Source organism: Marmoricola sp. OAE513 (assembly GCF_040546585.1).
GTDB lineage: Bacteria > Actinomycetota > Actinomycetes > Propionibacteriales > Nocardioidaceae > Marmoricola.
Window position 1 is genome coordinate 1,742,858 of record NZ_JBEPOC010000001.1, and the last position, 22,501, is coordinate 1,765,358.

At 69.0% G+C, this 22,501-nt stretch carries 22 protein-coding genes; 5 read left to right on the plus strand and 17 right to left on the minus strand.

Annotation, left to right across the window (positions count from 1 at the left end):
- Positions 1 to 71: 71 nt before the first annotated feature.
- The 8 genes from ABIE44_RS08885 to ABIE44_RS08920 all read right to left on the minus strand — a co-directional run bounded on the left by ABIE44_RS08885 (position 72) and on the right by ABIE44_RS08920 (position 8,435).
- The gene (locus ABIE44_RS08885) at positions 72 to 2,159 is read right to left on the minus strand and encodes a RecQ family ATP-dependent DNA helicase (protein WP_209719305.1); all 2,088 of its coding nucleotides are present in this window, start codon (positions 2,157 to 2,159) and stop codon (positions 72 to 74) included.
- 44 nt (positions 2,160 to 2,203) lie between these two features.
- Entirely contained in the window at positions 2,204 to 2,539 is a 336-nt protein-coding gene (locus ABIE44_RS08890) for a hypothetical protein (RefSeq protein WP_354437948.1), read from the minus strand.
- 46 nt (positions 2,540 to 2,585) lie between these two features.
- Positions 2,586 to 3,878 (minus strand): outer membrane protein assembly factor BamB family protein, encoded by a 1,293-nt coding sequence (locus tag ABIE44_RS08895; protein WP_209719299.1) that lies wholly within the window; start codon positions 3,876 to 3,878, stop codon positions 2,586 to 2,588.
- A gap of 7 nt (positions 3,879 to 3,885) precedes the next feature.
- Positions 3,886 to 5,838, minus strand: coding sequence for a M13 family metallopeptidase (locus ABIE44_RS08900; RefSeq protein ID WP_354437949.1), 1,953 nt, complete (start codon positions 5,836 to 5,838; stop codon positions 3,886 to 3,888).
- Between the two features lie 81 nt (positions 5,839 to 5,919).
- The gene (locus ABIE44_RS08905) at positions 5,920 to 6,393 is read right to left on the minus strand and encodes a hypothetical protein (RefSeq protein WP_209719296.1); all 474 of its coding nucleotides are present in this window, start codon (positions 6,391 to 6,393) and stop codon (positions 5,920 to 5,922) included.
- A gap of 44 nt (positions 6,394 to 6,437) precedes the next feature.
- A complete protein-coding gene (locus tag ABIE44_RS08910) occupies positions 6,438 to 6,905 on the minus strand; it encodes a hypothetical protein (protein WP_209719293.1) in 468 nt (155 codons plus the stop codon).
- Between the two features lie 48 nt (positions 6,906 to 6,953).
- On the minus strand, positions 6,954 to 7,418 hold the full coding sequence (locus ABIE44_RS08915; RefSeq protein WP_209719290.1) for a hypothetical protein: 465 nt from the start codon (positions 7,416 to 7,418) through the stop codon (positions 6,954 to 6,956).
- Positions 7,419 to 7,457: 39 nt separating this feature from the next.
- Complete coding sequence (locus ABIE44_RS08920; protein ID WP_209719287.1) at positions 7,458 to 8,435, minus strand: NADPH:quinone oxidoreductase family protein; 978 nt, start codon at positions 8,433 to 8,435, stop codon at positions 7,458 to 7,460.
- A 46-nt stretch (positions 8,436 to 8,481) separates the two neighbouring features.
- Here ABIE44_RS08920 and ABIE44_RS08925 point away from each other — a divergent pair, with 46 nt between their 5' ends.
- Positions 8,482 to 9,240 carry an ABC transporter permease gene (locus ABIE44_RS08925; RefSeq protein ID WP_209719284.1) on the plus strand — a complete coding sequence of 253 codons (759 nt, stop codon included), beginning with the start codon at positions 8,482 to 8,484 and terminating at the stop codon, positions 9,238 to 9,240.
- A 45-nt stretch (positions 9,241 to 9,285) separates the two neighbouring features.
- Positions 9,286 to 9,846, plus strand: coding sequence for a sugar O-acetyltransferase (locus tag ABIE44_RS08930; protein WP_354437950.1), 561 nt, complete (start codon positions 9,286 to 9,288; stop codon positions 9,844 to 9,846).
- A gap of 60 nt (positions 9,847 to 9,906) precedes the next feature.
- Here the strand turns inward: ABIE44_RS08930 and ABIE44_RS08935 are convergent, their stop codons facing one another.
- Complete coding sequence (locus tag ABIE44_RS08935) at positions 9,907 to 10,227, minus strand: Imm51 family immunity protein (protein WP_209719281.1); 321 nt, start codon at positions 10,225 to 10,227, stop codon at positions 9,907 to 9,909.
- A gap of 47 nt (positions 10,228 to 10,274) precedes the next feature.
- Positions 10,275 to 11,036, minus strand: coding sequence for an SDR family NAD(P)-dependent oxidoreductase (locus ABIE44_RS08940; RefSeq protein ID WP_209719278.1), 762 nt, complete (start codon positions 11,034 to 11,036; stop codon positions 10,275 to 10,277).
- A gap of 65 nt (positions 11,037 to 11,101) precedes the next feature.
- Here ABIE44_RS08940 and ABIE44_RS08945 point away from each other — a divergent pair, with 65 nt between their 5' ends.
- Complete coding sequence (locus tag ABIE44_RS08945; RefSeq protein ID WP_354437951.1) at positions 11,102 to 11,743, plus strand: TetR/AcrR family transcriptional regulator; 642 nt, start codon at positions 11,102 to 11,104, stop codon at positions 11,741 to 11,743.
- A gap of 34 nt (positions 11,744 to 11,777) precedes the next feature.
- On the opposite strand, the gene ABIE44_RS08950 is transcribed toward ABIE44_RS08945, so the two are convergent.
- Positions 11,778 to 12,956, minus strand: a complete 1,179-nt coding sequence (locus ABIE44_RS08950) for a M15 family metallopeptidase (protein ID WP_209719272.1) — start codon at positions 12,954 to 12,956, stop codon at positions 11,778 to 11,780.
- A gap of 127 nt (positions 12,957 to 13,083) precedes the next feature.
- On the opposite strand from ABIE44_RS08950, the gene ABIE44_RS08955 reads away from it, so the two are divergent.
- Together ABIE44_RS08955 and ABIE44_RS08960 are read left to right on the plus strand one after the other, a co-directional pair.
- On the plus strand, positions 13,084 to 13,461 hold the full coding sequence (locus tag ABIE44_RS08955) for an ArsR/SmtB family transcription factor (RefSeq protein ID WP_354437952.1): 378 nt from the start codon (positions 13,084 to 13,086) through the stop codon (positions 13,459 to 13,461).
- Positions 13,458 to 13,940: an SRPBCC family protein gene (locus ABIE44_RS08960; protein ID WP_209719269.1), complete on the plus strand. Its 483-nt coding sequence runs from the start codon at positions 13,458 to 13,460 to the stop codon at positions 13,938 to 13,940. The genes ABIE44_RS08955 and ABIE44_RS08960 overlap by 4 nt, the downstream gene beginning before the upstream one ends.
- Here the strand turns inward: ABIE44_RS08960 and ABIE44_RS08965 are convergent.
- The 6 genes from ABIE44_RS08965 to ABIE44_RS08990 form a co-directional block, all read right to left on the minus strand.
- The gene (locus ABIE44_RS08965) at positions 13,929 to 14,582 is read right to left on the minus strand and encodes a TetR/AcrR family transcriptional regulator (protein ID WP_209719266.1); all 654 of its coding nucleotides are present in this window, start codon (positions 14,580 to 14,582) and stop codon (positions 13,929 to 13,931) included. The two genes, ABIE44_RS08960 and ABIE44_RS08965, sit on opposite strands and share 12 nt — an antisense overlap.
- A gap of 4 nt (positions 14,583 to 14,586) precedes the next feature.
- Entirely contained in the window at positions 14,587 to 14,778 is a 192-nt protein-coding gene (locus tag ABIE44_RS08970; RefSeq protein ID WP_209719264.1) for a ferredoxin, read from the minus strand.
- Positions 14,775 to 16,292 (minus strand): fatty acid desaturase, encoded by a 1,518-nt coding sequence (locus ABIE44_RS08975; RefSeq protein WP_209719261.1) that lies wholly within the window; start codon positions 16,290 to 16,292, stop codon positions 14,775 to 14,777. Before ABIE44_RS08975 ends, ABIE44_RS08970 begins: the two co-directional genes overlap by 4 nt.
- Positions 16,293 to 16,410: 118 nt before the next feature.
- Positions 16,411 to 16,827 (minus strand): hypothetical protein, encoded by a 417-nt coding sequence (locus tag ABIE44_RS08980; protein WP_209719258.1) that lies wholly within the window; start codon positions 16,825 to 16,827, stop codon positions 16,411 to 16,413.
- 9 nt (positions 16,828 to 16,836) lie between these two features.
- Positions 16,837 to 17,400, minus strand: a complete 564-nt coding sequence (locus ABIE44_RS08985) for a nitroreductase family protein (RefSeq protein ID WP_209719255.1) — start codon at positions 17,398 to 17,400, stop codon at positions 16,837 to 16,839.
- 56 nt (positions 17,401 to 17,456) lie between these two features.
- Positions 17,457 to 22,445: an ExeM/NucH family extracellular endonuclease gene (locus ABIE44_RS08990; RefSeq protein WP_209719252.1), complete on the minus strand. Its 4,989-nt coding sequence runs from the start codon at positions 22,443 to 22,445 to the stop codon at positions 17,457 to 17,459.
- Positions 22,446 to 22,501 lie beyond the last annotated feature (56 nt).

A 22,501-nucleotide genomic window follows, 5' to 3' on the forward strand; every position in this document is an offset into this window, starting at 1 on the left:
GCAGATCGTCTGGACAGGCGCGGGCTACCTGTGACAGTTCCCGCGACCGTGGCGCTGAGCAGCGTCGCTGCCTAGGTCTCCGACCCCAGCGCCAGCGGCAGCACCGCCGCCGCGCCCGCCTGGGTCAGCCAGTGCGCCGCCATCGTCATCGACCAACCCGAGGCGATCAGGTCGTCGATCAGCAGCACCCGCCGGCCGGCGACCCCGTCGTCGACCAGCTCGTAGCGACGGGACACCGCCGCGATCCGCTGCGCCGAGTTGGTCGCGCCGTGCCCGGTGCCGATCGAGTCGTCCCGGATCGCGAGGCGACCCAGCACCGGGATCCGGCCCACCTTGGAGAGCCCCTCGACCAGGCTGCCGACGAGCAACGGGTGACTTCGGGACTCGAACCCGACGATGCCGTCCGGCTTCGGCTGCCAGTCGCTGAGCGTGGCGATCAGACCCTGGACCAGGTCGGCGGGTGCCGGCTGGTCGGGGCTCCCGGGTCGGAACAGGTCGCGCAACGCCTGACCCAACCCGAGGTCGGTCAGCCGCGCGACCACGCGACCCTCCTCCGCGGGTTCGGCGATCTTGCCCTTGAGGTCGATGCCCAGGTTGGCCAACGCTGTCGGCCACATCTTGCGCGGTTGAACGGCGACACCCGGCCGGGTCAGGCGGTCGCCGGCACCCGCGACACTCGCCTGCGAGACGGAGGACGAGAGCGTCGGACCGGCGCAGTTGTCGCAGCGGCCGCAGTCCTTCGCGCCGGGGTCGTCGAGCGCCTCGCGCAGGAACCGCATCCGGCAGCGGTCGGTGCTCACGTACTCGAGCATGAGCGCCTGCTCGTCTCGACGGGCCGCGGCGACTCGGTCGTAGCGCTCCTGCTCGTAGACCCACTCCTGCCCGGTCGAGGTCCACCCGCCCTGGACCCGCCGGACGGCTCCGTCGACGTCCAGCACCTTGAGCATCATCTCGAGCCGGTTGCGGGACAGGTCGACGTACGTCTCCAGCTGCGCCGTCGACATCGCCCCGCCGTGCGCGTCGAGGGCGGACAGAGCCGTGCGCACGTGCTGCTCGGGCGGGAACGCGAGCGAGGCGAAGTAGCGCCAGATGTCGCGGTCCTCGTACGCCGGCAGGAGCACCACGCTCGCGTGCGCGTCGCCCGAGAGTCCACGGCCCGCACGACCGACCTGCTGGTAGTACGCGACCGGTGACGACGGTGCCCCGACGTTGATGACGAACCCGAGCTTCGCGTCAAAACCCATGCCCAGCGCGCTGGTCGCGACCAGCGCCTTGAGCCGACCGGTGACCAGGTCCTGCTCGAGGGCCTGGCGCTCGGTGGTCTCCGTCTGCCCCGAGTACGCCGCGACGTCGTACCCCCGGTCACGCAGGAAGCCGGAGATCTCCTGGGACGCGGCCACCGTGAGCGTGTAGATGATCCCCGAACCGGGCAGCTCGCCGAGGTGGTCGGCCAACCACGCCAGTCGCTCCTCGGGTCGCTGAAGCTGGATCACCGCGAGGTCGAGGGACTCGCGGTCGAGCTCGCCGCGCAGCACGAGAACGCCCTCGCCGAGCTGCTCGGCGACATCGGTGGTGACGCGCGCGTTCGCGGTCGCCGTCGTGGCCAGCACCGGGATCCCCGCGGGCAGGTCGGTGAGCATCTGCCGGATCCGCCGGTAGTCGGGGCGGAAGTCGTGGCCCCAGTCGGAGATGCAGTGCGCCTCGTCGATGACGAGCAGGCCGGCGGACTCGGTCAGGCGCGGCAGCACCTCGTCGCGGAAGCCCGGGTTGTTGAGCCGCTCGGGGCTGACCAGCAGCACGTCGACCTCGCCGGCCGCGATCTGGGCGTGCGACTCCTGCCACTGCTCGATGTTCGTGGAGTTGATGGTCACCGCACGGATGCCGGCGCGCTCGGCCGCCTCGATCTGGTTGCGCATCAGCGCGAGCAGCGGCGAGATGATCACCGTCGGACCACCACCGCGGGCGCGCAGCAGCGCCGTGGCGACGAAGTAGACGGCCGACTTGCCCCAGCCGGTGCGTTGCACGACGAGGGCCCGACGGCGGTCGACGGCGAGGGCTTCGATGGCCGCCCACTGGTCGTCGTACAGGGTGGCGTCGTCGGACCCGACGAGGGCCCGCAGGTGCTTCTCGGCTTCTGCGCGTACCTCGGCTCGGTCCATGCAGCAGTTCTATCCCACGACGCCGACAGGGCTCGGCGGGGCGGTCAGCAGGTGGTCCGGGCGTAGGCCTTCAGGGCGGCCGCGTCCTGACCGGCGGCCGAGGTCTGCGCCGCGAGGTCGTTGAGCTGACCGCCGTCGGAGAACTTGTGGTCCGGGTCGATCACGTACTCGAAGCCGTTGCGCGCCGCCGTGGGGATCCCCCGTGGCGTGCCGAACCGGGCGAGCTCATTGAGGTAGTCCTCGAGCTTGTCGCTGGACGTGCTCGCTGTCGCCTTCGCGACCCTGCTGTACGCCGCGCAGAAGTCGTCCGTCTTCGCGTTCAGCGGCGCCCGGCCCGGGTCGATGCCACCGCACGCGGCCACCGTGATCGCCAGCAGCACGGCAAGGCCCGCTCCCCGATTTCTCACGCACGGTCTAACGACCGAGTCAGTCCCGGGTCACCACCGCGGTGCCCGTGTTGGTGAGCACACCGAGGTGCTTGGGCGTGGCCAGCAGCTGGTAGGGCCAGTACGTCGACGACACCCCGTCGGTGGGCAACGGCACCGAGCGTGAGGTCCCGTCCGTCACGTCGAGGATCTCCAGCGAGCTCGTGGTCGGGACCAGCACGTGTGTCCCGTCGAGCGACGGCATCTGCCCGAGCGCGAAGCCGTAGGGGAAGTAGGTGCGGTCCTGCGGGAGGGCCCGGCGCCAGAGGACCTTGCCACTCCCGGCGTCGTACGCGTCCAGGCTGGTGCGGGTCCGGGTGAGGACGACGTCGCCGCGCAGGGTGGCTTCGTAGGCCCCGTCGGGCAGGCGCACTGTCCACCTCTCGGCGAGCTGATCGTCGACCGCCGCCAGGTCGACGCCCTCCCCGAGGCGGGTGGTCACCACCATCGTCGAGCCGGTGGCTCCGACGACGTGCGCGAGGCCGGCGTCGCCGCCACCCCAGGCGACGACCTGGCGACCGCTCGACGGGTCCAGGGTGACCACGGCGTTGTCCACCTGCTTGCCGGAAGGGGCCGCGGCGAGTCGGAACTCCTCCTCACCGCCGACCACGAGCACGTCGCCGACCAGGTCCACGAAGTCCGCGCGCCCAGCCGTGACCGTGCGCGACCAGAGCTCCTTCCCGTCGTCGCCCGCAAGACGACTGACCTGGATCCGGTCACGCGTCGCAGGCAGCGCGACGACCACGTCGCCGCCCGGCAGGAACGCCGTCCCCACCGGCTCGCCCGCCCGCTGCTTCCCCGACAGCTCGGCGCACCACTTCTGCTCACCGGACCTCAGGTCGTGCGACGACACCGTCACGGGCGCGGACTTCGACAACCCCAGCAGCAGGAACCGGTCCTGCGAGGTGTCCCAGGCCGTGCGCTTGGTCGCGGGGCGCAGCGACCAGCGCGGCTTCAACGTGCCGTCGTCGAGGTAGGTGACCGGCGCGTTGTCGTTCGTCCAGGCGAGCACGCCGCCGTTCACGCCGTACAGGTGCAGGTACTGGTCGTAGTAGTAGTCCAACCCGGCACGCAGCTCACCGAACGGCTCGGGGGCCGAGCCGAGCGCCGTCGCCAGCGCGTCCCGGTCCTCGTCCGGCGCAGCCTTCATCCGGGCCACGCTCTGCAGCGGGCTCCGGGGGTCCTCGACGGTCTCGACCGCGCAGGCGTCCCCGCCCAGCACCCGGACGCCGACGACGATCCCGCCGGCGACCGCGAGGACGCCGATCAGCAGGAAGGCCAGGCGACGGATCACCGCCCGGTCACCAGATCCGGACGCGGTCCTCGGGGTCGAGCCACAGCCCGTCACCGGGCTGGGTGCCGAACGCCGCGTGGAACTCGTCGAGGTTGCGCGCGATGTTGGCGCGGAACTCCGGCGGGCTGTGCGGGTCGGTGGTCAGGTACTGCTGCTCGAGCTCGATCCGCCGCTTGGTCCGCCAGACGTAGCTCCAGTTGAGGAACAGCTTCTGGTAGCCGGTCTCGCCGTCGGCCTCCGGCACCGGGGCGCCGTCGAGGAAGATCTCGTAGGCCTTGTGCGCGATCGTCAGGCCACCGAGGTCGCCGATGTTCTCGCCGACCGTGAGGGCGCCGTTGACGTGCTCACCCGGCAGGTTGCGCGGCTCGAAGCCGTCGTACTGGGCGATGAGGGCTTTCGACTTCACCTCGAAGGCAGCCTTGTCCTCGGCGGTCCACCAGTCGTTGAGGTTGCCGTGCCCGTCGTACTGGGCGCCCTGGTCGTCGAAACCGTGGCCGATCTCGTGGCCGATGACCGCGCCGATGCCGCCGTAGTTCTCGGCCGGGTCGGCGTCGGGATCGAAGAACGGCTTCTGCAGGATGCCTGCGGGGAAGCAGATCTCGTTGGTGCCCGGGTTGTAGTACGCGTTGACCGTCTGCGGCAGCATGAACCACTCGTCACGGTCGACCGGTGCTCCGATCTTCTTCAGCTGCTTGTCGGTCTCGAACGCCGTGATCGCCAGGACGTTGCCGACCAGGTCGTCGGCGCTGATCGACAGCTCGGAGTAGTCCTTGAACTTCACCGGGTAACCGATCTTCGGCACGAAGGTGTCGAGCTTCTCGAACGCCCGCTGCTTGGTCTCCTCGCTCATCCAGTCGAGCGCGGTGATGCTCTGCCGGTACGCCTCGAGGAGGTTGGCCACCAGCTCGTCCATCAGCTCCTTGCTGCGCGGCGGGAAGTGCCGCTGGACGTACTCGCGACCGACGGCCTCGCCGAGCCCGCCCTCGACCAGGCCGACACCGCGCTTCCAGCGCGCCCGCAGCTCAGGGGTGCCGGACAGGGTGCGGCCGTAGAAGTCGAAGTTCGCCTGCACGAACGCGTCCGGCAGGTAGCCCGCGGCCGAGCGGATCGCGCGCACCGCCAGGAACGCGCGCCACGACTCGATCGGGGTCTCCGCGAGCACCGTCTCCAGGTGCGACAGGAAGGAGGGCTGTCGGACGACCGTCTCGGCGAAGGTCTTCTCGTCGCCGCCGAGGTTGCGGACGTAGACCTCGAAGTCGAACGACGGCAGGGACGCCGTGAGATCGGCGTACGACGTCAGGTTGTAGGTCTTCAGGACGTCCCGGGTCTCCGAGCGCTCCCAGTGCCCTTCCGCGATCCGCTTCTCCAGCGCGAACACCGTCTCGGCCGTCGCGCGGGGGTCGGGCCGGCCGGCGAGGGTGAGCAGCGTGGTGAGGTAGTCGACGTACTTGCCGCGGATCTCCTCGAACTTCTCCTCGCGGTAGTACGACTCGTCGGGCAGGCCGATGCCGCCCTGGCTGATGTTGACCAGGTAGCGGTCGGAGTCGCGGTCGTCGGTGTCGACGAACGAGCCGAAGATGCCGCCTCCGCCGGTGCGCTCGAAGTCACCGAGGAACGACGCCAGGTCGAGCAGGCTGTCGAGGCCGTCGATCGCAGCGAGGACCCCGGTCAGCGGGCTCACCCCCAGCTCCTCGACGCGGGCCTCGTCCATGAAGCTGGCGTACAGGTCGCCGATCTTCTTCGCGTCCTCGCCCTCGATGCGCCCGGCGGCACAGTCCTCGATGATGACCCGGACCTGCTCCTCGGCCACGTCGGCGAGCATCACGAACGGGCCCCACGAGGCGCGGTCGGACGGGATCTCCGAGGTGTCGAGCCAGGTCCCGTTGACGTGACCGAACAGGTCGTCCTGCGGGCGGATGCTGAGGTCCATGCCCTCGCGGGCGTCATCGAGAATCGTCACGGGGAAAGACTAGATGAGGAGACCCAAGAGGGGCGCGCAGCGCGGGCCCTCTCAGGTCTCCTCATCCGGGTGGTGCGAACGTCAGCCGGCGCAGTCGGGCAGCCCGAGCGCGGTGGCCTTGTCGTTGGCGTCCTTGAACGAACCGCCGGTGGGGTCGAAGGCCATCAGGTCCTGGAGCGAGGAGACCTCGCCCATCTGCTTGAGGCCGTCCTCGACGCTGTCCAGCATGCTGTCGACATCGTCCTCGATCGAGTCGGGCGCCTCCAGGTCGTCGATGTCCTCGACGAGCTTCTTGTTCCGGTCCACGGTCTTGTCGATGGCATCGGACACGTCGGCGTCGCTCGAGCTCTCCGAGATGTCCTCGCCGAACTTCGCGGTGTCCTCGCCGGCTTCCTTGCAGAGCTTGTTGGCCTGCTCCTTGAAGTCGGCGACCGACAGCGTCTTGGACTCGCCCTTGTCGTCGTCCTTGCTGTCACTGCCGCAGCCGGCGAACGACGTCGCCAGCGCGACGGAGCACGCCACGGCGGCGAGCGAGCGGATGGTGGTGTTCTTCATGAAGTCTCCTTCTCGGCGGTCTCTGGAGGGGTGGTGCGGGAGAGTCACTGGGTGCTGTCGGCGCAGTCGTCAAGGCCGAGGGCCTTGGCCTTCTCGTTGGCGGCAGCGAACGGCGACTGCTGCTCGTTGAGCAGCGCGGCGCCCTTCTCGCGGATGGTGTCGGTGGCGTCGTTGACCGCGTCGAGCATGTCCTCGACGTCGTCCTCGATCGAGCTGGGGATGCCGAGGTCCTTGATGTCGTCGACCTCGTCGTCGACCCGGTCGGCTGCCTTCTTCAGTGCGTCGGTGACTTCGTCCTTGCCCGAGGTGGCACTGAGGGTCGTCCCGATCTCCTTGACGTCCTCGTCGGCCTCCTTGCAGAGCTTGTTGGCCTGCTCCTTGAACTCGGCGACCGACAGCGACTTGGAGTCACCCTTGTCGTCCTTGCTGTCGCTGCCGCAGCCGGCGAACGACGTCGCGAGCGCGACCGAGCACGCCACGGCGGCGAACGTGCGGATGGTGGTGTTCCTCATGGACTCTCCTTGGATGTGGTGCTCCGAGCCTAAGGGGTCGCCCGGGGATCAGCTGGCACTGCTCAGGCAGCCGTCGATGCCGAGCTTGCGCGCCAGCTCGTCCGGCTTTGCGTACGGCGACGCCGCACCGTTGTCGAGCAGCTTCGCGCCCTTCTTCTTGGTCTCCTCCGCCGCCGCGGCGAACGCGTCGAGCCACTCCTCGACCGCCTTCTCCTGGGCCTTGGGCGGGTCCAGCTTCCGCAGGGCGGCCACCTCGGCGAGGAAGCCGTCGCCGACCTTGTCGAGGATCTTGGCGATCTGGGCCTGCGACGGGTCCGGTCCCAGCTCCTCGGGCAGCTTCTTGATGTCGGCGACTGCCTTCGTGCAGATCTTCTCGGCGTCCTTCTTGAAGTCCGCCCGCGCTTCCTTCCTGGCCTTCGGGGAGTCGTCGTCACCCCCGCAGGCGGCAAGCGACAGAGCCAGCGCGAAGGCGGCAGCGGCAGCGGTGCAGGTGCGGAACAGGATGCGCTTCATCGGTGTCTCCTCCGGAGGGGTCCCGAAGATCGTAGGGACTCAGCGCACGGTGAGAACGGATTTGCCGAGAGTCCGGCGGTCGTCCATCTCCTGCAGCGCCCGGCCGAATTCCTCCAGCCGGTACGTCGCGCCGATCGGCGGGTCGATCACGCCGGAGGCCATCATCGGTTCGAGCTCGCGCCACTGCGCGGTCATGTACCCGGGACGGGTCATCGCGTACTCGCCCCAGGCGGCGCCGCGGACGTCGGTGTTGTTGAGCAGCAACCGGTTGATCTTCACCTCGGGGATCGAGCCGCCGGCGAAGCCGACCACCAGCAGCCGGCCCTGGGTGGCGAGCGAGCGCAGCGAGTCCTTGAACATGTCGCCGCCGACGACGTCGACGACCAGGTCGACGCCGGCGCCACCGGTGAGCTCCTTCACCGCAGCGAGGAAACCGTCGACCAGGACGACCTCGTCAGCCCCGGCTGCGCGAGCGAAGTCGGCCTTCTCCTGGTTGGAGACGACGGCGATGACGCGGGCGCCGTACCCCTTGGCGACCTGGATGGTCGCCGTGCCGACGCCGCCGGCGGCGCCGTTGACGAGCACGGTCTCGCCCGGGAGCAGCTGGCCGCGCTCCTTCAGGACGAACTGTGCCGTGAGGTAGTTCATCGGCAGCGCCGCGCCCTGCGCGAAGGTGAAGCTGCCGGGAAGCGGGAACACGGTGTCCTTGCCCAGACCGACCAGCTCGGTCGCCCCGCCGTTGGCTCCGACGCACGCCACCCGGTCCCCTGCGGCGAAGCCGGTGCCCTCGGGAGCGCTGCGCACCACGCCGGCGAAGTCGACCCCGAGGGTGAACGGCAGGGCGGGCTTCAGCTGGTACTCGCCCTTGCTCATCAGCAGGTCGGGGAACGAGACCCCGACCGCGTGCACCTCGACGAGGATCTGCGGGCCGAAGACACCGACCTCGGTCGGTTCCTCGATCTCGTTGATCTCGACGGCGAGCGGGCCGTCGAGCCGGACTACCTGGGCTGCGCGCATGCTTCGGACCCTACCGGCACGCCGTCGCCGCCCTACGCTTGCTCACGTGAGCATCGAACCCGGCTGGCCGGTGGCCATCGCGCTGGCGATCCTGATGCTCATCACCCTGCTCGCCCACCAGGTCGCGGGCTACCAGCTGGCGTGGCCCTCGGCGATCGCGGGCGCACGCGCTCTCCTCCAGCTCACCGTCGTGGCGCTGCTGATCCGCTGGGTGATCGAGGACCTCGCGCTGTCCTTCGGTTTCGTCGCCCTGATGTTCGCGATGGCCGTGCTGACCACGTCGCGGCGTACGGGCTCACCGGGCACCTGGCACTGGGCGGCTCTGGCGATCGCCGCGGGTGTCGTTCCCGCGCTCACCGTGATCCTCGCGACCGGTGCGGTGCCGATGAAGGGCATCGCCGTGATCCCGGTGGCCGGCATCGTCATCGGTAACGCGATGACCGCGAACACCTTGGTCGGGAGGCGCGCGTACCCCGCGCTGCGCGAGGAGCACCACCTCTACGAGGCCGGCCTCGCCCTCGGCATGTCCCCCGGCGACTCGGCGCGCGAGATCGTTCACCCCCGCGCACCGGAGGCATTGCTGCCGGGCCTCGACCAGGTCACCACGACGGGAGTCGTGACCCTGCCCGGCGCCTTCATCGGGGTCATGCTCGGCGGCGGTACGCCGGTGATGGCAGCGACGGCGCAGGCGCTCGTGCTCTTCGGGATCATGGCCGCGCAGACGTTCACCGTGCTCGTCGCCGAACGCCTGATCACCCGCCGCCTGCTCGTCCCCGCCGACCTCAAGGTCGCGCTGATCGACTGAGGCGCCGGGCAGCACTGGACCTGTGCCGTGTGCCAGCATCGGGTGGTGCGCGGCGAGCAGAGGATCCCCCGAGGAACACCGGAGTCGAAGGCGGTCGCCGACCGGGTCCGGGTCGTGATGGCCCTGAGCGCCCGCCTCAACTCCCTCCCGTACGACGACGTCGACCAGCGCCGTGCGCTTCTCCGCGAGATCCTCGGCCACGGCATCCCCGACTCGCTGACGATCCTTCCGCCCTTCTACTGCGACCACGGAATGAACGCGTCCTTCGGCGAGAAGGTCTTCATCAACCAGGGCTGCTACTTCCTCGACCTGGGCGGCATCACCCTCGGTGACCGGGTGATGATCGGCCCTGGCGTCACGCTGAGCACCGGCGGGCATCCGGTCGAGCTGGACGAGCGCTACGAGTTCCTCACCCATGCGCCGATCGTGATCGAGGACGACGTCTGGATCGGTGCCGCCGCGACCGTCACCCCCGGCGTGCGGATCGGTCGCGGGTCGGTGGTCGGTGCGGGGGCCGTGGTGGCGTCCGACGTGCCGCCGCTGAGCGTGGTCACCGGGACCAGCCACCTCGAGCGGCGCCGGCTGAGGTCGCCCGCAGAGGACTAGCGTCGAACCTTACGAGGTCCCGGGCCGCACGAACGACCGGATCTGTCGAGACCCGGGTCGTCAGCCCTCGATCTGAAAACCTGCCGCCTTCGCGGCAGCGAGCACCTCGCGCAGGCGCACCGGATCTTGAAGTACCGGTTCGAGCCGCTTCTGCAACCGGCGTAGATGGCGCTTCTTTCCTGACACCGAGAACATGGAACCTTCGGAATCAGGCTCCAGCTCCGCAAACTCCACCGGCGCAAGGAACTCGGCAACGGTCTCCCAGAAGTGACCGTTCGGCTCGTCGCCCTGCTCCCGCACGACGTCATCGACCGGGGTGCGGCACTCGAAGCTCAGGGAGTACTCACCGACGAACTTCTCGATCTTCGAAAGATCGCCCATGGGCGAAATTCAAGCACGGTCTGCCCCGACCGGCGCGCGACCGAGCATCAGCTGCTCGCGACGACCGCCACCCCGAGTCGACCACCGTCGACATCGAGGACCGTGCCGTGCACGAAAGCGGCGTCGTCCGAGGCGAGGTAGACCGCAGCCCCGGCGATCGCACCGGGGTGGCCGACCTCGTTGGCGGGGGTTCCCCGCATCATGCCGACCGCGAGGCGTGCGAGCTCGGAACCAGGTTCGGCGACGACGCCGGGTGAGACTGCGTTGACCCGAACGCCCTGCGGTCCGAACTCGGCGGCCCAGGCTCGGGTGAGGCCTTCGACCGCTGACTTGGATGCAGAGTAGGCCGAGCCCGAAGGGACACCGAGCCTGGTGATCCACGAGCCCAGGTTGACCACGGCACCGCTGCCGCGCTCGACCATGCTCGGCACCAGCGCCGCGGTCAGGAAGTACGGAGCCTTCACGTTGACGGCGAAGATCTGGTCGAAGGTCGAGGCGTCGGTGGTGAGCGTCGTGCCGGCCGGATAGATGCCAGCGTTGTTGACCAGGATGTCGACACGGCCAAGCGCCGCGATGGCCTGGTCGGCAAGCTTCTGGGAACGGTCAGGACTGCCGTCCAGGTCCGCTGCCACGAAGTCAGCGCGACCGCCGGCGGCGCGGATCTCCGCAACGACAGCTGCTCCGCGATCAGGGTCGCGGCCTGAGACTGCGACGTGCGCACCTTCTGCTGCGAACCGCAGCGCGATGGCGCGGCCGATGTTGCTGGTGGATCCGGTGATGAGTGCAGTCTTACCGCTGAGCTTGTCCATACCGAGGACGGTAGGAACTAGAAAATGGACTTCCAAGTCCAGAATCTTGCTGCCATCCTCGAAGCGTGACTGGACTGAGTGCCAAGGGCGCAGCGACCCGCGCACGCCTGGTGGAGGGGGCCTCGGAACTCATGCGCGCCGAGGGCGTCGTCAACACCACCCTCGATGATGTGCTCGCTCGTACCGGCACCAGCAAGGGTCAGCTGTTCCACTACTTTCCGGGTGGTCGCGAGGAGCTGCTGCTCGCCATCGCTGAACTCGAAGCAGCTCGTGTCCTGTCCGACCAGGAGCCGCACCTCTCGCGCCTCGACTCGTGGCCCGCGTGGGATGCCTGGCGGCACGCGGTCGTCTCCCGCTACAAGGCCCAGGGTCCCGACTGCCCTCTCCACGCCCTGATGGTCCAGGTCAACGTGAGCTCGCCCGGCTCCCACGCCGTGATTATCGAGCTGATGCGCGCCTGGGAGCAGGCACTTCGGGACGGAATCGAAACCATGCAGGCAACGGGCCAGATCGACCGGAGTCACAACCCTGCCGCCGCTGCGAAAGCGATCGTCGCCGTCATCCAGGGCGGCGTCCAGGTCCTGATGGCAACCGGGGATGCCCAGCACCTTGAAACCGCGTTGGACCTCACGCTCGCCGGGCTCAAGACACCCCCAGAACCTCGAGCCGGTCACCACTCAGGCGGACGTCAGGGCCTGCCGCGATGAGTGCGCCGCTTGCCTACGAGCCGAGACGCAACAGCTAGCGGACCGCGACGATCCGGGCGAGCTCGAAGTGCATCGGGTCGGTGTAGTTCCAGTCGCCGCCCCAGTTGAAGCCCCAGCGCTTGAAGATCTTCACCACGGTTCGGTTGATGTCCCCCGGGACGCCGCGCAGGTTGCCCGGCACGTTCAGGTCGATGGCAGTGCCGAAGGTGTGGAACGACAGCCCGCGGGACGGGTCGCTGGCGATGAACCGCGGCACGTAGCAGCCGCCGTACTCGTTCTTGTGGATCGCTTTGGCCAGTCCTGCACGGACCACGTCGGTCAGCGCCGCCCGCAGCTGGATCAGCATGGCCTTGTTGCAGCGGACGGTCCCGAGGATGGGCACCTGCTCGGTGCGGATGTAGGCGTTGACCCAGCGCGGGTCCGGGTTCACCGACCCGTTCTTGTTCGCGGTGTAGGTGAACGACCCGACGGCGCGGGAGACCGAACCACCGGTCAGAACGGCGAGCTGGGCCGCGCCGGGGTCGATGTTCGGTGCCAGCAGCGTCACCGTCGCCCGGTTGCCCAGAGCGGTGCGCAGCGCCTTGAGCACCGGCGCCGGTGATCCGTTGCCGGTCGAGAGCACGAGGGCGTTCCCCTGCGGCATGTGCAGCTTCTTCGCCCAGCGCTCGTTGACGATCGCGCCGATCTTCGACCGGTCGACCAGCGGGGCGAACGCGCCGACGTGCACCTTCTCGGCGTCGTCGTCGTTGCCCATGGTCACGTAGTCGTCGGCGCCGACCACGGACTTCTGCAGGTCGGGTCGCACCGCGATCTCGCCGTCGGCGACCCGGTCCCACACCTCGTTGAGCGCCGCCGTCGGCCCGAGGGTGAACGTGCGGAACGTGGCCGGGTCGACGGCCGCGTAGGTGATCTCGTTCTCCTCGGCGTAGAACGTCGCCATCGAGAATTGCTCGATCGCGACGACGCCCTTGGTGGACCTGGCCGTCGTCAGCACGTCCTTCGACAGGGGCTCACCGCTCTGGATCAGGATGTCGGGCGACTGGATCGGAGGGTCGAACTTCCCGGGCCGCGGCATCGCGACCTCGGAGCCCGAGGACGTGGTCGAGGTGGACGAGCTCGGCTTCGCGGCTGACTTCGCGGGCGCGCCACCGCAGCCGGCGACAGCAAGCGCGCCGACCAGCGCGAGCGCGCACCAACGCGTCGTCGTTCCCATCCGAGCCCCCCTCACCGGAGCCATGCTAGCCAGGAACCGGACATACCCGACAGGAATCAGACCCTTGACCGCGTCGCGGTGTTTCGCTAACCTACAACTAACTGGTTGTACATAGAGGAGACCGACTGTGCTGACCGCCGGACCCGAGGCGCTTCCCGACGAGGTCGTGGACCAGCTGTTCCACGCGCTCGCCGACGCGACCCGGCGCGACATCCTGCGCCGCTCGGCGACCGACGGCCTGTCGGTCTCCCGGTTGGCCGACGCCTACCCGATGAGCTTCGCCGCCGTGCAGAAGCACGTGGCGGTGCTCGAGCGGGCGGGGCTGGTCACCAAGGAGAGGAAGGGACGGGAAGCCGTGGTGCACACCGACCCCGACGCCGTACGGCGGGCCCGCCTCGCGCTCGACCACCTCGAGGCCACCTGGCGTGGCCGGCTCGACCGGATGGCCGACCTGCTGGCAGGCAACGAAGACACCGAGGAACGACCGAAGGGAACTGACCGATGACCGTCATCGACATCACCAAGGACTACGACACCTTCACCCTGACCGCGACCGCGGAGTTCGCGGCCGACCTCGAGGACGTCTGGCAGCTGTGGGCCGACCCGCGCAAGCTCGAGAAGTGGTGGGGTCCGCCGACGTACCCGGCCACGTTCGACGAGCACGACCTCACACCCGGCGGCGCCGCGGCGTACTACATGACCAGTCCGGAGGGCGAGAAGTACCGCGGCTGGTGGCGGATCACCGACGTCGATGCCCCGCACGGGTTCGAGTTCAACGACGGGTTCGCCGACGAGTCCGGCACCCCGATCGACGACATGCCGGTCTGCGAGTGCGCCGTGCGCCTCAGCAGCTTCGAGGGCGGCACGCGGCTGCTGATGACCTCGGTCTACGCGAACCGCGCCGAGATGGAGAAGGCCGTCGAGATGGGCATGGTCGAGGGCCTCACCGCTGCGATGGGCCAGATGGACGCTCTACTTCCCTGAGCCGTGCAGGACTTTCTCGGCGATGTACGCGATGTCGTCCGCCGTCGAGGAGGGCGTGCCGCTCGGCGCCGTGACGTGGCTGAGCAGGAGCCGGATCACCATGTCCACCAGGGCATCGATCCGGTCCTCTGCCAGGTCCACCCGGTAGGCGGCGAGGTGGCCGCGGATCAGCACCCCGGCGGCCGAGATGATTGGTTCGACCTGCGTGGTGAGCAGCGGCAGCAGCGTGCTCTCCGCGCCGTGGCTCGCCGAGAGCACCGCGTGCAGGAGCGGGTTGGACCGGGCGTTGGTCAGCACCGCCGCTGCGGCCTGCCGGATCGCCTCGACCAGGTCGTCGGGGTTCGCCGCGAACGCCGCGTCGACGCCGCGCAGGAAGACCTCGAGCTCCCGCATGATCATCGCCTCGGCGAGCTGCTGCTTGGAGCCGATCTCGTTGTAGACCGTCTGCCGGCTGACGCCCACCCGGTCGGCGAGCTTGGCCATGGTGATGGCCTGCCAGCCGCCGGCCTTGGTGAGCTCGGCGGCCTCCACGATCAGCCGCTCGCGCCAGGTGCTCCCGGTGCCGCCCGACGCACCGCCGGCGAGCCCCGGGAGCAGGGTCGTCAGGCCCGCCCGCGGGGTGATCGTCGTGTCGGCACTCATGGCGTCAGTCTTGCAGGGTCAGCGCAAGGGCGGGGCAGGACTGGACAGCGGCGTGCACCTTGGCCCGGTCCTCCTCGGGCGGCGAGTCGTTGAGGATGGTCAGCATCTCGTCGTCGTCGAGCTCGAAGTAGTCGTGCGCCATCGCCTCGCACATCCCGTGCCCGTCGCAGAGGTCGCGATCGAGGACGATCTTCACGACTGCACCCGGGTCGGCTCGGTCGGGACGAAGTCGACCTTCTCGCGGACACCGCAGTCGGGGCAGCACCAGTCGGCCGGGATGTCGGCCCAGGCGGTGCCGGCGGCGAAGCCCTCGAGCTCGTTGCCGACCGCGACCTCGTAGGTGTAGCCGCAGCCGGGGCACTTGGCAGCCAGGACCTCCGCGTTCGCGATGTCGGCCACCGTGAGGTCGGCTCCCAGCTCGTGCTCGTGCTCGGTCAGGCCGTACTTCGCGAGGATCTTCGCCCGCTTGCTCGGCTGGATGTTCGCCAGCGTCAGGTCGCCGTTGTAGTGCGCCAGGACCCGGGGGTCCATCACCCGGCGGTAGAGCGGCGGGAAGAGCGACAGGACGATCATCCCGGCGTACCCGGTCGGCAGCACCGGCGACTCCTCGAAGTCGCGCAGCGTCTGGTAGCGACGGGTCGGGTTCGCGTGGTGGTCGCTGTGCCGCTGCAGGTGGTAGAGCAGCACGTTGGTCGCGATGTTGTTGGAGTTCCAGCTGTGGCTCGGGTCGACCCGCTCGTAGCGCTGCTTGTCACCGGTGCCGACCTTCTGGCGCAGCATGCCGTAGTGCTCCATGTAGTTGACGACCTCGAGCAGCGAGAACCCGATGAAGGCTTGGATGAGCAGGTACGGCGTGACCTCCCAGCCGAAGGCGACGATGATCGCGCCGAACAGCACGGCCGACATCAGCCAGGCGTTGAGCACGTCGTTGCCGATCCGGAAGGGGTGCTTGTTCTTGCGGGCGTACCGCTTCTTCTCCAGGTGCCACGCGCTCTTCAGCGAGCCGGCCACCGTGCGCGGCCAGAAGGCGTAGAAGCTCTCGCCGAAGCGGCTGGAGGCCGGGTCCTCGGGAGTCGCGACGCGGACGTGGTGGCCGCGGTTGTGCTCGATGTAGAAGTGGCCGTAGAAGCTCTGCGCCAGGGCGATCTTGGACAGCCAGCGCTCGTTCTCCTCGCGCTTGTGACCGAGCTCGTGGGCTGTGTTGATGCCGATGCCACCGATCACGCCGATCGAGATCGCGAGACCGATCTTGTCGACCACCGACAGGCCGAGGCTCTCGGCCATCAGCCGGTCGCCGAACGGCAGACCGACGCCCCAGTCGTGCAGGCCGAGGGTGTTCACCAGCCAGCCGGCGGGGTTCTGGTCGGCGACGACGGCCATCGCCGCCACGAAGCCGAGGTACTGGATCGGCAGGAAGAGGTAGGTGATCCACCGGTAGTACTTGTCGTTCTCGAGCGCCTCGATGGCGTCGTCCGGCGGGTTGGCGCGGTCGAGGCCGACGACCAGGTCGATCGCCGGAACGACGCCGAGCACGATGATCGGCCCGATCCAGAGCACCGCCCCGACGCCGGTGACGATGTAGGCGATCGCCGCGACGAACGCCAGGCTCGGGACCACCAGGCCGATCAGCCAGAGGTAGCGCTTGCTGTCCTTCCAGACCTCGGTCGACCCCTCCGGGACCGTCGAGTTGGGGATGTCGCTGATCGCCATCGATCTCTCCTTACGCCACAGGCCGGGACCGGTGAATGTCCTGACCACTTGACACAACCGTAAGGAATGTAAAGCGATTTGACAAGACCCTGCTACTTGTAAACTTTCGTGGCCTGGGTCACGGTGCCGACGGCAGCGCACCGGGATTCCGGCGCCGGTACCAGAGCAACCCGGCGGCCAGCAGCAGCGTCACGTCGCCGACGATTGCGATGACCTGGAAGAGCGAGCTCTCGACCAGTCCCTGCGGGCGGTTGGCGTTCGGCTCTCCCGGCACCACCCGGACGGCGATGCGGTCGCTGTCGTCGGCCTGCTCGTAGGTCTCCACGTCGATCGACGCCGAGTAGGTGCGCTGCTCGCGGTCCACCGACCGGGGCAGCCGGTAGTCGACGAGGTAGCCGTCGTCGACCTGCTGGACCTTCAGGACGACGGCCTCGACGTCCCGCCCCTGCGACCGCACCCGGTGGTCGGTCCAGCTCTCGTGCACGTACGGCAGGTTCACCAGCACGGCGAGGACGACGAAGAAGAGGACACGCATCCGGCCAAACTACGGCGTGAAGGGCGTCCCGAACGTCCCGCTGAAGGCGAACTCGCCGATCTCCCGGCGTACCCGAGGTCGGCTCTCCTCCTCGCGCGGCTGGTGCAACCCGATCGCGATGCCGGTCGTCACCTGCCACGCCGGCGGGACGGCGAAGAGCTCGGCGACCCGGGCGTGGTCGAACCCGGCGAACTGGTGCACCGACAACCCCGACGCCTGCGCCTGCACCGTGAGGTGCGCGACCGCCTGCCCGAGGTCGTACGCCGCGTAGTCGCTGTAGGCGAACGTCGGGTCCTCGTCGGCGCCGGCCCGGAAGAGCGAGATCAGGACCGCGCTCGCCGTCGGCACCCACGAGGTGTTCCCGCGGCTCAGCGTCCCGACGAGCTTGTCGTGCGCCTCGTCGCCACGACGAGCGACCAGGAACGCCCACGGCTGGGAGTTGCCCGCGCTCGGCGACCACCGCGCCGCCTCGAGCAGCTGCACGAGCACCCCGTCGTCGAGCTCGTGGGTCGGGTCGTACTGCCGCGTGCTCCGACGGTCGCGCAGCAGCGGGTGCAGCTCGGGGACGGCCATGGGGTCGCAACGCAGCGGCGGCCCGGGAACTTCCCGGGCCGCCGCTCGCTCTCGCGCTACTTCTTGACGGTGAAGTAGATCTTCGCGTCGTCGGACCCGACGAAGTCGTTCCCGAGGAACGTCGCCGTCACCCCCTTGGTGCCCTTGGTCTTGAACGCCGGGAGCTTGAAGCTGCCCACGCCGTTCTTGATCTGGATGAGACCGAGCAGCTTCCCGCTCCGGGTGATCTTCATGTACCCGTTCGCGGGGAGCACCGACTGCACCGTCACCTTGAGGGTGGCCTGCCTCCCCACCTTCACCGGGTTCGGGGTGACCGACCCGCGCACCGTCGCGCCCGCCGTGACGACGGTCAGCTTCGCGGTGCCCTGCGACGGGCTGAACGCGTCGTTCCCGAGGTACTTGACCACGAGCGAGTACGTCCCGGTCGCCCGGAACTGCGGCAGCAGGATCGTCGCCTTGCCGGCACTGACCGTCCCGGTCGCCAGCACCGAGTCCCCGTCGAGGACCTGGACGGTGCCACCCTCGACGGTCGCTCCCGTGCTCGACACGGTGACCTGGAGATAAGGCCGGTTGTACTTGACCACCGTGGTCGGCGTGGAGATGGACGCCTTGGTCGTCGTGGCCTTCGGACCCGGCGGGACCACCGGGCTCGGCTCGGCCGGGATCGTCACCGTCGTGCCGCTCGGCTGCGCCGTGAACACGTACGACGAGCCTTCAGGCACCGAGGCCGGCGCGGTGAAGGCGATCGTCGCCGCCCCGGCGGTCACCGGGAAAGAGCCCACCGACGTCTCGCCCGACGGCGTCTTGAGGACGCCGGCGACCGTCGTGTTCAACGGGCTGCCGATCGACGTCAGGTCGAGACGGCTCAGCGAGAAGTTCACCGCAGCCGACGGGGCGATGGACGCCGGGAAACCGGTGCCCTCCACCTCGCGACGGTCGAAGCGCGGCGCGAGCGGGCTGTGGTCGGTGATGTAGGAGATCCACGCGTCCCGGTCGACCTTGCCCGTGTCGACGGCGTTCGTCCCGTTCTTGAACTCGGTGAAGTTGTCGCCGCCGGTCACCAGGAACGAGAACGTCCCGACGGTGAAGACGTCGGTGGGCTTCACGACCGCGCCGTTCACCCGGATCGACTTCACCCGGTCGCCGGCCGCGGCCGACGGCTCGAGCTGCACCGACACGTTCTTCGACAGTCCCAGGTGCAGGAACGGCCGTTGCGAGCCGGCCGGCTGCCACTGCTGCTCGAGCACCTTCTTCAGCTGGGCGCCGGTGAGCTTCACCGTCCAGAGGTTGTTGACGAACGGCAGCACCGCGTTGGCCTCCGCGAAGGTCACGTTGCCGTCGCCCTCGTTGACGACGCTCTGCTTGTAGAACAGCTCGTCGCGCAGACCGCCCGGGTTCATGATGGCGATCTGGGCCCCGTTGGTGCTCAGGTTGTCCAGCAGCGCGTCGGCGACCTGGTTGCCCAGGGTCGACTCGAGGTCACGCTGGTCACGGCCCGACTTCGGGTCGTTGTTCGCGTTCGAGCCCTGGTACTTGCCGTCGACGTACGAGCCCCCACCGAACGCGGTGGTGATGTCGGTGGACACCTTGCCCTTGACCACGTTGCCGATCGTCGCTGCCTGGGCGAGCGCCGCGTCGACGACGGTCTTGACCGCCTGCACCCGCGGGTAGTCGGTGTCCACCACGGCGCCGCGCGGCACGATGGCCTGCGAGTACGACGTCACCTGCTTGGTGGTCGGGTCGACGAGCAGGCGCACCTGACCGACGTTGTTCCCGTACTCACCGGTCTGCACGATCGGGCGGGTCTTGCCGCTCTGGCCCGGGATCGGTGCGTCCCACGCGTACTGCTTGTGGGTGTGCCCGGTGAAGATCGCGGCGACCTTCGCGCTGGTGTCGTTCACGATGTGCGCGAAGGCCCCGCCCTCGGCCACCTCCTGAGCCAGCGTCGCGCCGTCCGGAGCACCTTCGCCGGCGCCCTCGTGCAAGGTGGCGACGATGACGTCAGCCTCGCCGTTGGCCTCGTTGCCGTCGGTGAGCTGGTTGGCCACCCGGTTGATCGCGACGACCGGATCACCGAAGTCGAGCGTGGCGATGCCGCCGGGGGTCACCAGGGACGGTGCCTCCTGGGTGACCGCGCCGATGACGCCGACCTTGATCCCGCCGCGGGTGAACACCTTGTACTCCGGCAGGGCCGGCGTCGTGGTGCCCTTCTGGTAGACGTTCGCGCCCAGGTAGTCCCAGTCCGCACGGGTCGTCACGTGACCGGTCAGGTCCGAGAAGCCCTTGTCGAACTCGTGGTTGCCGACAGCCGAGGTGTCCAGACCGAGAGCGTTCAGGGTGTCGATCGTCGGGTTGTCGTCAGCGGTCGAGGACGCGAACAACGAGGCGCCGATGTTGTCTCCCGCCGAGAGGAACAGCGTGTTGGCCTCGCCACCGGCCTCGCGCAGCTGCTCGACCGTGGTCGCCCACGCCGTCGTGTTGGTGTCGATGCGTCCGTGGAAGTCGTTGATGCCGAGCAGGTTCAGCGGCACCACCGACGCCGCCGAGGACGGGTTGTCGAAGCCCACGACGAGCGGGTCGTGGTCGCTGCTGCGGTACGGGTCGGCGACGTAGAAGTCGGTCGCGTTGTAGTTGTACCGGCTGTACTCGTAGGCCACCGACTCGACCGAGTTGATGTTCCAGATCGAAGCACCCTGGACGTCGGCGACGGCGTCGTTGTTCGCGAGCACGTGGTCGAGCGAGCCGACCTCGCCGTCGAAGACGTAGGTGTACTCGTCGGCGAAGGTCGATCCGATGTCGGTGTAGCCGGCGTCGTAGAGGACCTTCATCGGGTCCTCCTGGGTGTAGGAGTTGAAGTCACCGGTGAGGAAGACCCGCTTGGTCGCGGTCGACGTCTTGAGCTGGTCGACGAACGTCACCAGCGCCTTGGCCTGCGCGACGCGCGAGGCGTTGGACCCGCCCTGCCCGTCGCCCTGGTCCGCGTCGGCGCCGGAACCGGAGCTCTTCGACTTGAAGTGGTTCACCACGACGAGGAACTGCTGCGACAGGGTGCCGTTCTTGGGCTTGAACACCTGCGCCAGCGGCTCGCGCGCGTTGTTGAACGCCGCGTTCCCGACCAGGATCCGCGACTTGCCGACCGTCTCGACCTTGGCCTTCTTGTAGATGAAGGCCGTCCGGATCACGTCCTGCTCGGCGAGCGAGGGCTGCTGCGCCGCGGTCGGCGTCGGGACGAAGGACCAGAGGTCGCTCCCGGCGTCGGCGTTCAGCGCGTCCACCAGGGTGCTCAGCGCAGCGTCGCGGTTCGGGCCGTACTTGCGGGAGTTCTCGATCTCCTCGAGCGAGACGACGTCCGAGCCGAGGGCGTTGATCGCCTTGACGATCTTGGCCTGCTGGCGCAGCCGGTTGGTGTCGTCCCAGGCACCGCGCGGACCGTCACCGCTGCAGGTGTCGGTGGCGATCGGCGTCCCGGCCCGGTCCTTGTACGACGTGCAGGTGTTCCCCTGCGCCGCCGCGATCCAGGCGGGTCCGGTCTGGGTGAAGTAGTTGAGGACGTTGAAGCTGGCGACCTTGAGCTGGCCGTCCACCGGGTCGGGGTGGGCGGTGCGGGTGTTCTCGAAGGAGGCGGGCTTGACGTTGTTGGTGTCCGCCGCGTTGAGCTGCTCGGTGGGCTGGAACTTCCAGCCGTCGAACTGGCTGACGATCACCGGCTTGGTGAAGTCGACCGAGGCGCCGACCCGGACCGAGCTGGTCTGGGTGATCCACGGCAGCGCCGTGTTCTTGGCGGCACCGAAGAAGTCAAGGGTGGCGCCGTCGTCCAGGGTCACCGACTTGGCGGCGTTCTGCGCGGCGACCGCAGCAGCTGCCGCCGTCTTCGGCCGGGCCACGTCGGTCGGGACGCGCAGCGGGGTGGTGCCGCGGGCCAGGTCGATCTGCCCGCTGCTGTTCAGGTTGTAGACCTCGGCGACCGTCCACGGCCCGCTCGGTGCGAACAGCATGCTCTCCAGCGACTCCCGCGCTGCAGCGCCGCCGGGCCACGTCGCCACGGCGGGCGTCGGCGCCGCGACGTTGTCCGGGAGCTCGGTGATGTTGTCGACCACGACCGGGCGGATCTCGGTGAGTCCGCTGAACTCCTTGACCGCACCGGTCACCTCGACGTAGTCACCGATCTCCGGGTACGACGCCGGCGCGATGTTGCCGGCGTACACGAACACGGCGTCGGAGGTGGTGTGCTCGGACAGGTCGAGGTCACCGCCGGTCCCCGGCACCTGGATCGTGAAGCCCTTGAGCCCGCCCGTCGGGTACGCCGCGGTGACGACACCCCGGGTGGTGACCTTCTTCCCGACCAGCGGGCTCTCGGAGCCGCTCCCCTGGATCTCCGGGATGGTCTTCTCGACCGCGGGCTCGGAGCCGACCGGGTTGTCGTCGGAGTTCTGGGGTGCGGGGGCACCGACGGTGAGGTCGGCGCTGTTGACGTCCGTGTCGTCGTGCTGCGCGTTGCGGGAGGCTGCCGTGGTGTTCGACAGCGCCCCGGCCGCGGTGCCCTCGAAGGTGTTCGAGCTCCCGTACCCGACGAGGTCGATGACGCTGGTGTTCGCGACCGACGATCCCGCGGTCAGCGTGACCAGGGAGGTCGTGCTCGCCAGGAAGACGGTCCCGTTCGTCCCGGAGAGGTTGATGCTGCTCACCGCGTCGGGCGAGGGCAGGTCGGCCGGCGTGAAGGTCCCACCGGCCCCCTGGATGAGGAAGTACCCGTGCGGCTCCACGGAGCCGGACAGCGTCGTCAGGCCGGTCCCGGTGTTGGTCGCCGAGCGGTACTGCAGGGACTTGCCGTTCAGCGAGATCGCCTGGTCGGTCGGGTTGTACAGCTCGACGAAGTCGTAGGAGTACTGCGCGCCGGTGTTGCCGCCGCCGCCGTAGACCTCGTTGATGACGAGGTGGTTGACGGCGGCCTGGGCGGTCGGCGCGATCGCGAGGGGCGCGAGGAACAGCGCTGCGATCGCGCTGAGGATGGTGGCGCGGGCAGCACCGTTGACCGAGATCCGCATGGAGGGGGCCTGCTTTCGTCCGAGTAAGAAAACAACGCTGGTGACAGTCCCCCGGA

Excerpts from the sequence above, each read along its gene's own strand:
- ABIE44_RS08885 (WP_209719305.1), bottom strand. The coding sequence starts at position 2,159 with ATGGACCGAGCCGAGGTACGCGCAGAAGCCGAGAAGCACCTGCGGGCC.
- ABIE44_RS08905 (WP_209719296.1), bottom strand. The coding sequence starts at position 6,393 with ATGAAGAACACCACCATCCGCTCGCTCGCCGCCGTGGCGTGCTCCGTC.
- ABIE44_RS08910 (WP_209719293.1), bottom strand. The coding sequence starts at position 6,905 with ATGAGGAACACCACCATCCGCACGTTCGCCGCCGTGGCGTGCTCGGTC.
- ABIE44_RS08915 (WP_209719290.1), bottom strand. The coding sequence starts at position 7,418 with ATGAAGCGCATCCTGTTCCGCACCTGCACCGCTGCCGCTGCCGCCTTC.
- ABIE44_RS08920 (WP_209719287.1), bottom strand. The coding sequence starts at position 8,435 with ATGCGCGCAGCCCAGGTAGTCCGGCTCGACGGCCCGCTCGCCGTCGAG.
- ABIE44_RS08935 (WP_209719281.1), bottom strand. The coding sequence starts at position 10,227 with ATGGGCGATCTTTCGAAGATCGAGAAGTTCGTCGGTGAGTACTCCCTG.
- ABIE44_RS08940 (WP_209719278.1), bottom strand. The coding sequence starts at position 11,036 with ATGGACAAGCTCAGCGGTAAGACTGCACTCATCACCGGATCCACCAGC.
- ABIE44_RS08950 (WP_209719272.1), bottom strand. The coding sequence starts at position 12,956 with ATGGGAACGACGACGCGTTGGTGCGCGCTCGCGCTGGTCGGCGCGCTT.
- ABIE44_RS08960 (WP_209719269.1), top strand. The coding sequence starts at position 13,458 with ATGACCGTCATCGACATCACCAAGGACTACGACACCTTCACCCTGACC.
- ABIE44_RS08965 (WP_209719266.1), bottom strand. The coding sequence starts at position 14,582 with ATGAGTGCCGACACGACGATCACCCCGCGGGCGGGCCTGACGACCCTG.
- ABIE44_RS08975 (WP_209719261.1), bottom strand. The coding sequence starts at position 16,292 with ATGGCGATCAGCGACATCCCCAACTCGACGGTCCCGGAGGGGTCGACC.
- ABIE44_RS08980 (WP_209719258.1), bottom strand. The coding sequence starts at position 16,827 with ATGCGTGTCCTCTTCTTCGTCGTCCTCGCCGTGCTGGTGAACCTGCCG.
- ABIE44_RS08985 (WP_209719255.1), bottom strand. The coding sequence starts at position 17,400 with ATGGCCGTCCCCGAGCTGCACCCGCTGCTGCGCGACCGTCGGAGCACG.
- ABIE44_RS08990 (WP_209719252.1), bottom strand. The coding sequence starts at position 22,445 with ATGCGGATCTCGGTCAACGGTGCTGCCCGCGCCACCATCCTCAGCGCG.